This is a genomic window from Calorimonas adulescens (assembly GCF_008274215.1).
In the GTDB taxonomy this organism is placed as follows: Bacteria; Bacillota; Thermoanaerobacteria; order Thermoanaerobacterales; family UBA4877; genus Calorimonas; species Calorimonas adulescens.
The window spans coordinates 1-10,261 of record NZ_VTPS01000031.1 but is presented as its reverse complement, the minus strand read 5'-3'; the positions used below and the strand labels follow the sequence as shown (position 1 = coordinate 10,261).

Here is a 10,261-nt window from a genome sequence, read left to right as displayed (position 1 = left end):
GTAAAGTTTTTATGTGCTGCCATTGATTTTGACCTCCCTTAAGAGAAATTTTATCATTTTGTGTGTTTTAGTCCAATTCTCTTAAGGGGCCAATATGATTTTGGAAAGAAACTGATTAAAATAGATAAAACAAAAATAAAAGCAAGCCAGTATAACCATATAGATGATGATTATAATAAAAAACAATTGTCAGAAAGATGGAATGAACTTATATATAAGGGTAAAAAGATTAAAGTACAGCGAGATTTATATTCAGCATTTTTATTGCAGAATGTAGAAAGCGAAAAGATAGATAGAGATAAATGTATTGAAAGATTTGATAATTTTTTAAGACTACATGATAAAGAAATAGAAAGATTAAAAAACTTAAAAAAGACACAGACATTAGTAAGCAGCATGGGAATATAAAAATATTAAGAAGGATTTAGACTCAATGCCTTAAGCTATCGTCAATATTCTGATATGGATATAGATAGTAAAGTCTGTTGAAAAAGGTCAGTGCCTGTATGTTGTAGAAGATGTAATATGCAGATTAGTCGTACAAAGCATCTTGAGAGTACAGGAGAAGCCTTCAAGTAAACAGAACCTTCACCACTTGTGGCGGAGAGTAGTCAGGATTGTTGATTCTAATGGTACACGAAAGTTGTATACTATTATGTAGATTCAAACCTGATTATAGGCCATAAACAGGCAGGTGTCAGACCGGCGCTTATCGTATCTGATGACCTATATAACCATAGCTTAGCTGAAATGGTTATAATTGTTCCCATAACAAGCAAGGATAAGGGTATACCAAGCTATGTGGAACTGGTATGTGATTTTTTAACAGAGAAGAGTTTCATTAAGACGGAGGATATATGCTCAATTTCTACTAATAGACTAATAAAGAGGCTTGGAAGGGCAGATAATGAGACAATAAAATTTGTAGAGGAACGAATAAAAATGTTACTGGGATTTATATGACGAATTTTTTATAAATGCCAGTAGTTGGTCAGCTTTATCATATCTGCCCAATATTTTGTATGCGTGATATTCATACTCCAAAGATAAGACAGGTATACTATGCCCCTCAAAATCGATATACTTTATAAGCTCTTTTAATGAAATCGGATTTTCCCATTCGCCAGAGGGTAATCGTTTTTGAATATCTCCCATCAGTTCAACTTTTTCATTTGAAATCATAAGTTTTCCAAAATGCGATCTAATGGATTCAGTGCCACAAAATTGTACGGGGGCCACGATGTATTCAGAAAACAATTTTTCAATTTTATATGCACCGTCTTTATCGGTTTGGATATCTATATCATGCACAGGCATCTGCATCCCTTGTATGACAAAACTTGCACTTCCCGTAAAAGCCCATATAACGTTTTGATTTTTCAGGACATCGTCAATCATCAAGATGACTTTTTTCTTTTGCTCAGAAATCAAAATTTATCCCTCCTCTCATCCATAATAATAGTATTCAGATAATAGTTACATTTTACCGTACTTTACGTGTTACCAGGTGACCATCACCCTCATGGTGTTTACTATGATGTGTGCTGCCATTCCCTTTGTAAGCTGACCGTCCTCTGACCCATCAAGGATATGGAGCCCTTTGGCCAGCAGAAGATATCCATTTCCGTTGTATACGTTTAGTTCTGCTATGTCCCCCAGCATGAGTGACCTTACTGCATACCTCACTCCATCATCTACCGTGAGGACCTTATCGGGGTCTATCTCGTTTTTATCTATTATCCTGTTCTGGATAGCAGCTGTATAGATATCCTCATAGCCCCCGGGCAGGTTCTCAATCTCCATATATCCGCCCATATCCATGGCCTTGACAAGCATTGAGAGGAAATCCTTTTGTGTGATATTCTCTTTTGGTTTAAAGCTGTCACCTGTAATGGCCCCCTTGCCATAAAGTATCTCAATGTCTTCTTTATAAGGGCTGTCCTCTATATCTGTCAAAGGTGAATTTTTCTGTATGGGTTTTCCATTTCTATCCAGAAGGCTGCCCGAGTATGCATCCACATATATGTAACCATAGGGGTATTGGATATCCAGACGGTATATTAAGAGGACCTGTTGCTCATTTTCCTTCTGGAATTTTATGGCATAATCCTGATTGAGCTTAAAGGAATACTGCAGTTTAAGGCCAATATTTTTTAATGCCACGTTATTGGCGTCTTCAGTGGTCAATATTTTATCCGGTTTGGGAAACTCATGGTCTTCCCATGACATCTGATACTGAATTACCATGCCGTCGTTTTTGTCCACGGTTATATTAAAACCATTGTCGGGGAAGGCTATGCCGTCTACAACCCTGTCATAATGTATCTGGTAGTTCCCCCTGTAGTCCTGCACTATGTTTTTTGTGTCCAAAACGGTATTCTTAAACCTTTCGGGCTGTTCCTGCTTTATAAAATCATTGGCAATCTGTATTGCCTTATCTTGGCCTATATCCTTTGCAGAATCCACAAATGTTTTCCTGCGGATGTTAAAACTTGATATCTCACCTGTCTTTGCATTTAAGGTGAAATATGCGTAGGTGATTGTCCCCTCCGCAACCTCTTTGCTCTCGTCACTTGTAAATGAGATGTACCAGTACCTTTTGTCTTTATTGCTGTTCATGTTAGAATTGTCCAATGTCATGCCTTTAAGGAAGGGAAATTTGTTTTGAAGTATTCTGACTGCATCGTTTTCAGTAATAAGGCCCTCCAATTCTGAGAGTTCTTTTTCTTCTTCCGGGGTTAATTCGGTTTTTTTCATGGCGGCATATTGTTCGTCTCCGCCTGCCCCCATTCCCCTCAATGGCCCCATATCCTCTGCTTTTACTGTATTACCTGATACAGCATCTATGGAATGTATATAGTCAGGTTGATAGACCAGCTTTATTTCATCGCCGAAACGTTTGTATATTAGCCTTATGCCGAGCTGCTTAGAATATATTTTCCCTGCTTCCTCTATGGACAATATCTTTGATGGATCTGGAAAGTTATATTCTTCCCAGTTAAGGTCGTAGCTCTCTACAATGCCGTTTTGAGAGTTTATCCGTACAGTGGCAGAGTTGGATGGGAAGTCTATGCCCTCTATCTGCCTTATGAAGTTAAAATCATAGCTGTATGGATTGTATTTATCTACTTCTCCTTCATCAAGATGTAAGGATGTGTACTTATCCGGCGCTACTTTTTTTAAAAAACCTATGGCGGATTTTTTTGCGTCTTCATACTTCACCGAGGGAAGCCTTGAATGTCCTTTTATTGTGTCATCATTTCTAAACTGGTAGATAGACACTATATCACCCGTTGCAGCATCTATACGGACATCAAGGCCGCCAGGCTTGCCATCCCAGTTCAGCTCCCAGTATGAGTGGTTATCGTAGGTATTATAGGAACTTGTAAAGTTTTTGTATACTGATGTGTCAAACAGCGTCTTGACCTTTTGTATGGCCTCCTCAAGAGTGATTTTGGGTTCTGCGGCCAGGCCAGGCCTGGGGACTGCTGTAACAACAAGAAACAAAAGTACAAGGGCCATGGCAAAAGACTTCTTCATACTTACACCCTCCAATTTTATTTTATGGTTTCATTGTAGCACAAATCTGTAAAAAAATAGTTAAAAATAGGTTAAATGTTTTGAGGATTATCACATGACATGGGAAAATATATTTTTATATAGTGAACAAAAGGCACACTTGTGCTGTCTTTATATATAGAAAGGGATGATGCGAATGCTGGAAACTCTTGCGAATATGCTTATGTCTTATGGATTTTACGGACTCATAATAGGCACTTTTTTAGAGGCTATAATATCACCAATAATACCGGAGGTCTTCCTTATACCCATGGTGCTGGCCAGGCCAAATGAATATATACTCATTGGCCTGGCCACTGCGGCGTCATCCACAGTAGGTGGGATAGGTGGCTACTACCTTGGTTATTTTGGAGGCAGGCCTATATTTGAGAAACTGTTCAAGAGGGAATACTATGATAAGGCCCTGGCAATATTTGAAAAGTATGACGTCTGGGCGGTGTTTATCGCCGGATTTACTCCTGTACCTTACAAGGTTTTTACCATACTGGGCGGCATGTTCAAGATGAACCTGTTCAGGTTTACTTTTGCGTCCTTTTTAAGCCGTGGGCTCAGGTTTATGCTGGAGGCCGTGCTTATAGGGCTCTATGGCAGGCAGATGGCAGACTATATACTATCTCCAACATTTGCCATAACTACAATAATCATTGTGGCCGTACTGATTTTGGTATATTATTTATTAAGGAGGAGCAGAACCAGGAACTAGGGCGGTGTTTTGATGGAAGAACTGGTGAGAAGGGCCAGGGATGGAGATATAAAGGCTTTTGAGGGGCTGGTGGAGGCATATAAGAATAAAGGGTTTGCATTGTCGTACAGTATACTGGGTGACAGGTACTCTGCAGAGGACGTTCTTCAGGAGGCCTTTATCAAGGCATGGAGGAGCTTGAAAGCCCTAAAAGATGTATCAGCCTTTAACACATGGTTTATGAGGATCATTATAAACCTTTCATATAATGAGGTTAAAAAGAGGAAACGGGAAATCTCCATAGAAAATTTTGAGGACATTCCCTCTGTTGGCGACAGTGCGGAAGACAGGATAGACATTCAAAGGGCACTATCCGGGCTAAGTGTGGACCACAGGGTGATACTTATCTTGCGTGAGATAGATGGCCTGAGTTATGACGAGATAGCGGAGGTCTTAAATATTCCTATAGGTACAGTAAAGTCCAGAATAAATGCTGCCAGGATGAGGATGCGGGAAATTCTCAGAGAGGAGGGTTAGCATGAGGTGTGATGAGGTAGAAAAACTGTTGTCGGAATACATGGATAGAGTGCTGGATGAAGAGACCATGCTTGAAATAGAACAGCACATAGATGCGTGCCCTGACTGCATTAAGATATATGATGAAATGACAGAAGAGAGGCGTCTTATCGGCCTTATGGCAGGCATAGGACCATCGGCTGGTTTTACTGAGAAGGTGATGAATGCTGTAAGGGAGAACCTTAGTCCATATTTATTTTTACCTGTTCCCTTGTTGGAAATTTTTGCCCTTGTTTTTATGGGGTTGGCCATGGGTAAAGGGATATACATGCTGCTGTCCATATACTGGACAGTTGCATCGGGGGTGATTATATCTATCCTCAGGGTTTACAGCAGCAGCCCATTTGCCTGGGCAGAGATGATGCTCATATTTACTATCACCATGACTGCCCTTATATACCTGTTTGATAGATTTTTAAAGGAGGCCAGGCGGTGAAAAGACTCATATTAATTTTTATATTGGTCCTGCTTGTACCAACGGTAGCATTGGCAAAGGGAGAGGGCTCTGATGTGGTGTCTACAGACAGGGTAATTATTGAGGAGAATGAAGAGGCGGATAATGTGGTAGTCCTCTTTAACAATGCCGTTATAGACGGCAGGGTGCATGACAGCGTGTTTGTAATTATGGGTAGTGTAGACATAGGAAGCGATGCGAGGATAGATGGAAATCTCATGGTCATAGGTGGGGATATTAATGCTCCTCGAGGCTTTAAAGCGGGTCATGGAATATATCATATAAACCTCAAGGATAAAGCCCTTAACGAATTTTTACTTTCGATTATCGGGTTTGCAGGCATAGAGTTTGCGCGGCTTTTCTTCATGTGCCTTTTTATGGTGGTGCCGGTACTGATTGGTATAGCCTTCCCGGGATGGACAGGCAGGGCAGTGGAGAAACTATTAAACGTAAGAAGGGCCATGGGTTTGGGAATCATTCTGTTTTTAATACTTGTTACTGTGGTCTTAATAATGATATTTACAGTTATTGGCATACCTGTTGCTGCATTTTTAAGTGTGATAACAGCGGTATTTATGGTATTAGGCTTTTCCGTATCATCATCCTATACAGGTAGGGTTGTCCTGGAGAGGATGGGTTACAATACGGGGGGATTCATGGTCCCTCTTGTGGGTTCGATTATTCTCTCAGCATTCTCAAGTATCCCGATAATAGGCGTAATTCTGCTGATAATTTTTTCGGCGGCAGGGATGGGGGCCATAGTGGAAAATTTAATCAAGGCTTAACAGAGATTTAATATGGTTTTAATTTATTTTAGATTATAATATTAATTAGGTGAGGATATGAAAAAATTGCTTATATTTGCAGAGCCATACGGTATGGGACATATAAAGGCGGCCCAAAATCTTAGAGAGGCATTTAAGCTAAGAGACCGCAGAGTGGGTGTAAGGATAATGTCGGCAGGCGAGCTTATATCCAAACCCATGCTGCTTATCACCGCGATGGCATACAACAGGGGTATGGAACTGAGGCCAAACGTCTGGGGTATGGTCTATAAAATGTCAGGGTACAGAATATCACAGTATCCAAAGGAGGCAGCATATAGTTTTGCTAAACCCATTATAAGGATGGGACCTGTAAAAAAAATATTAGATATATCAAAACCGGATGCTGTCGTCTGTACCCATCCTTTTTCAGCCATGGGCATTTCGTCACTAAATATAGATATACCGATAGTTGTGGTTGTTACTGACTATGAGTTTCACCCATTTTGGGTAGTTCCTGGAGTGGATTATTATATTACTCCGTGCAAGGAAGTGACTGATGGTCTTTTAAGGTACAAAGTACCAATGGACAGGATTAAGCAGTATGGCATACCTGTGTCACCTGCATTCAGCAGCTTAAAGCGCAGGGCCTGGCCTAATGACAGGATACACCTCCTCATAATGGGTGGGGGTGTTGGAGTAGGACTGAATGCCGTTGATAGGCTTGCCGGGCTGGACGCTGACATTACTGTGGTAACGGGCAGGAACGAGTCGGCAAGAAGAAGGTTGGAGGCTGAATATGCCAACAGCCCCAATATAAAGGTAATGGGGTTCGTCGAAGATGTGTCTAAACTCATGGCATCGGCAGACATTCTTATAAGCAAGGCAGGGGGCCTTACCACCTCTGAGGCGATGGCCGCAGGACTACCCATGGTAATCCCCAATGTACTTCCCGGACAGGAGAAGGGAAATGCAGAGTATATAGAAAAAAATGGCGCTGGTATAGTATCTAACTTTGACAGACTAAGGATGGATATTTGTGATATAATTAATGATAGAGAAAAGCTCACCCAGATGAGAAAGAATGCTTTATCTATTGGAAAGCAAGACTCAGCTTTAATGACTGCAGACATGGTACTGAGTCTTATTGATTCAAGGGGGAATTCCGTTGAAAAGGGTCTTTGAGAGCATTTTAAAGTATGATATAGTTATATTCAATGCCTTAAACGACAGGATAAAGACCAATGTACTGGATAAGATAATACCATATTTTACTGAACTGGGCAGCTGGTGGTTTACCGTGACCACATGCTTTCTGCTTATAGTTCTGGGCAAGGGACATACAAGGATGGTGGGCATAGAGGCGGCAACCTCTTTAACTATAAGCCATCTGATAGTGCAGGGGCTAAAGAAAAGCATAGGCAGGAAAAGACCATACCTTTCCATTTTAGAGGCCAATACACTGAGGAAACTCTGGAAGGACCACTCATTCCCGTCGGGGCATACCACGGCCGGGTTTGCACTGGCAGTGTCCCTCTCGATAGGGTATCCAGGGATATACCTGCTTTTTTTAAGCCTGGCCGCCATGGTGGGCATATCCAGGATATATGTGGGCATGCATTACCCTTCCGATGTGCTTATGGGGGCAGCCATAGGCAGCGGAGTGTCGTTTCTGACCAGTCTCATTTTGGTGTAGGGGTATAAATAGATTAAGCTGACATAATGCCCGGGTAATACCCCCTTTGTGCAATAATCATGCATAAGGGGGTTTTATATTTATCTTGTATGCATAAGGCAAAAACCTGTGGTGACTACCACAGTGACTTTTATTGTCCGAGGAGATATAAAAGTGCAGGCTATAAAGCCGTATCCTTTTAGCTATGCAGAAATTAATGTATAATGATACATAAAGGGGGGGATCTTTATGTATCCAAGGCTTGTAGTTGACCGTGACAAACTTTATCATAATGCCTGCCTCATCAAGAACCTATGTAGCAGGCATGGTATAGAGGTAGTGGCAGTCACCAAGGGATACTGTGCATTAAAGGACATCACAGATGTCATACTTAGTGCAGGAATTGAAAAGCTGGCTGATTCTAGGATTTTAAACATAAAGAGGATGAGGAATGAATGTATAAATAATTATATAATGCTCATAAGGATACCAATGCTGTCAGAGATAGCTGATGTTGTCAGATATGCCGACAGTGTGCTGGTATCTGAGATGGATACCTTGAGATCCATATCGGAGGAGTGTGTAAGGCAGGGTAGGTGGATTGAGATAATAATAATGGTGGATGTAGGAGACCTGAGGGAGGGTATAATGCCTGAGGATGTGGCTGATTTTGTGAAAGAAGCCAGTAAATTGCGCAGAATAAACATCGCCGGCCTGGCCACCAATGTGGGCTGTATAGGTGGAACAATGCCGGATAAGGATAATATCAGCAGGTTTATAGAGGCTGTGTATTCGGCCGAGTCGATACTTGGCAGAAAGCTTCCCACTATATCGGGTGGTTCAACATGCACACTGAAGCTCATAGATGACGGTGAAATGCCTGAAAGGGTAAACCAGCTTCGTATAGGAGAGGCCATATTGTTTGGCATAAATGACGTGTGCGGCAGGGATATACCTGGCACCTACAAGGATGTGTTTACGTTAGAAGCAGAGGTGGTTGAGGTGAAGAGAAAACCCTCGAAACCTATAGGTGAGGTCGGTTTTGATGCCTTTGGGGAGGTGCCCCACTTTGAGGACAGGGGTATAAGGAAAAGGGCCATTTTGGCCCTTGGAAAGCAGGATGTGATAATAAACGGCATAAAGCCGAGACATGCGGGGATGACCATAGTTGGAGCGTCCAGCGACCATCTCATACTGGACGTGGAGGACTATGAAGGTACCATTGGAGTTGGAGATGTGATACCTTTTGATATTACCTATGGCGGGCTTTTGAGTGTCTCTACCTCTCCCTATGTTGAAAAGGTTATTCTTTAAACTTTGGCAACAGCCCGGCCTTCTGGAATGTTTTTATAGCTATCAATATTACGGGACCCAGTATGAGTCCAGCAAATCCCATAACCTGGCTTCCTATATACATTGCCATCAGGGTCACCAGCGGGTGCAGCCCTATACTCTTTCCAACAATTCTTGGCTCCAGCATCTGGCGTACAAAAAATACAATGCCGTAAAGTATGAGTATGTATGCAGCAAGGGTAAAGTTCCTGTAGAATATCATAAGTATCAGTGCCCACGGGACGAGGACGCTACCTGTACCAAGGACAGGCAGTATGTCTATTATAGCCACGGCCAGGCCAATGAGGAATGGATATTTGTAGCCCATCAGCATAAATCCAAAAGAAACCTCTAAAAAAGTCACGGTCATGATTATAAGCTCTGCACGTAAAAAACCAAATACTGTCTTAAAAAGGTCTGTCTTTATATAGCCGCCGCTTTCAATAACCTTTTTGGGAATCTGCTTGATAATAAAGCCAAGTATTACGTCCTTATCCTTGCTCATGAAAAAAGCGGATACTATACACACCACGGTTCCCCAGATAAGTGATGGAATAGAATTGGCAATACCCATAATTACATTCACAAGGTACTGAAGGGCATTGGCAAGATAGGACATAGCCTGATTGATGGCATTTTGAACGGCACTGGCCTGAACAGGCGGGAGGCCCTTTACATACTCCTGGAGGTTATACACATGCTGCATAATTGTATTGTATATGCTGCTGCTGTACTCTCCTACGCTGCGTGAAAATATAATAAGTTCCTTAATAGCTTGATAACCGCCATAACCTATTATAAACCCTGCTAATGCCAGCACTGCGATCAAGACTATAAAAGAGGAAGCGGCACGTGGAATATGCAACCAGTTCTGAACTCTTACCACAAGGGGCTCAATGAGTGCGGCAATTAATGCAGCAATCAAAAATGGCAGGAAGTAAATTAAGACCTTTGATATTCCCACATATAAAAGGATTATCCCAAAAAACAGAATACCCAGTATGTAAAATATACGGCTGAGTTTTTCTGTACTCATATAACCACTCCTGACTGTTTTTAATCCCATTATATCATGGAATGCGGAAATTGTAATTAATTTAATGTCAATATCTTTTAAAAATGTCACCTAAAAATAGGCCAAAATGTGGTTAATTATCGCATGAAAATGTCACCTTAAAGAATCAAAATATGGGGGGCTT

11 protein-coding genes and 1 pseudogene are annotated in these 10,261 nt (G+C 41.5%); 9 read left to right on the top strand and 3 right to left on the bottom strand.

Features of this window, described 5'->3' with window-relative positions:
• Positions 1-60: 60 nt before the first annotated feature.
• Both FWJ32_RS12730 and FWJ32_RS12725 read left to right on the top strand, forming a co-directional pair.
• Complete coding sequence (locus FWJ32_RS12730; protein WP_149546343.1) at positions 61-408, top strand: hypothetical protein; 348 nt, start codon at positions 61-63, stop codon at positions 406-408.
• A gap of 255 nt (positions 409-663) precedes the next feature.
• Positions 664-963: pseudogene (locus FWJ32_RS12725) on the top strand (type II toxin-antitoxin system PemK/MazF family toxin); the annotation flags it as partial.
• Here the strand turns inward: FWJ32_RS12725 and FWJ32_RS12720 are convergent.
• Both FWJ32_RS12720 and FWJ32_RS12715 read right to left on the bottom strand, forming a co-directional pair.
• Positions 946-1,431: a nucleotidyltransferase domain-containing protein gene (locus tag FWJ32_RS12720; RefSeq protein ID WP_203227770.1), complete on the bottom strand. Its 486-nt coding sequence runs from the start codon at positions 1,429-1,431 to the stop codon at positions 946-948. The pseudogene FWJ32_RS12725 and the gene FWJ32_RS12720 sit on opposite strands and share 18 nt — an antisense overlap.
• Positions 1,432-1,500: 69 nt before the next feature.
• Positions 1,501-3,540 (bottom strand): YcdB/YcdC domain-containing protein, encoded by a 2,040-nt coding sequence (locus FWJ32_RS12715; protein ID WP_149546341.1) that lies wholly within the window; start codon positions 3,538-3,540, stop codon positions 1,501-1,503.
• Positions 3,541-3,715: 175 nt separating this feature from the next.
• Between FWJ32_RS12715 and FWJ32_RS12710 the strand changes: the two genes are divergently transcribed.
• From FWJ32_RS12710 to FWJ32_RS12680, 7 genes are all read left to right on the top strand, one after another.
• A complete protein-coding gene (locus FWJ32_RS12710; protein ID WP_162523636.1) occupies positions 3,716-4,282 on the top strand; it encodes a YqaA family protein in 567 nt (188 codons plus the stop codon).
• 12 nt (positions 4,283-4,294) lie between these two features.
• Positions 4,295-4,798, top strand: coding sequence for an RNA polymerase sigma factor (locus tag FWJ32_RS12705; RefSeq protein ID WP_149546339.1), 504 nt, complete (start codon positions 4,295-4,297; stop codon positions 4,796-4,798).
• A gap of 1 nt (position 4,799) precedes the next feature.
• Entirely contained in the window at positions 4,800-5,273 is a 474-nt protein-coding gene (locus tag FWJ32_RS12700; protein WP_149546338.1) for an anti-sigma factor family protein, read from the top strand.
• Positions 5,270-6,076 carry a hypothetical protein gene (locus FWJ32_RS12695; protein ID WP_149546337.1) on the top strand — a complete coding sequence of 269 codons (807 nt, stop codon included), beginning with the start codon at positions 5,270-5,272 and terminating at the stop codon, positions 6,074-6,076. The genes FWJ32_RS12700 and FWJ32_RS12695 overlap by 4 nt, the downstream gene beginning before the upstream one ends.
• 57 nt (positions 6,077-6,133) lie before the next feature.
• Entirely contained in the window at positions 6,134-7,240 is a 1,107-nt protein-coding gene (locus FWJ32_RS12690) for an MGDG synthase family glycosyltransferase (RefSeq protein WP_149546336.1), read from the top strand.
• Entirely contained in the window at positions 7,224-7,751 is a 528-nt protein-coding gene (locus FWJ32_RS12685; RefSeq protein WP_238988886.1) for a phosphatase PAP2 family protein, read from the top strand. Before FWJ32_RS12690 ends, FWJ32_RS12685 begins: the two co-directional genes overlap by 17 nt.
• 228 nt (positions 7,752-7,979) lie before the next feature.
• Complete coding sequence (locus FWJ32_RS12680) at positions 7,980-9,044, top strand: alanine/ornithine racemase family PLP-dependent enzyme (protein WP_149546335.1); 1,065 nt, start codon at positions 7,980-7,982, stop codon at positions 9,042-9,044.
• On the opposite strand, the gene ytvI is transcribed toward FWJ32_RS12680, so the two are convergent.
• The gene (ytvI, locus tag FWJ32_RS12675) at positions 9,034-10,098 is read right to left on the bottom strand and encodes a sporulation integral membrane protein YtvI (protein ID WP_162523635.1); all 1,065 of its coding nucleotides are present in this window, start codon (positions 10,096-10,098) and stop codon (positions 9,034-9,036) included. The genes FWJ32_RS12680 and ytvI overlap by 11 nt on opposite strands.
• Positions 10,099-10,261: the final 163 nt, after the last annotated feature.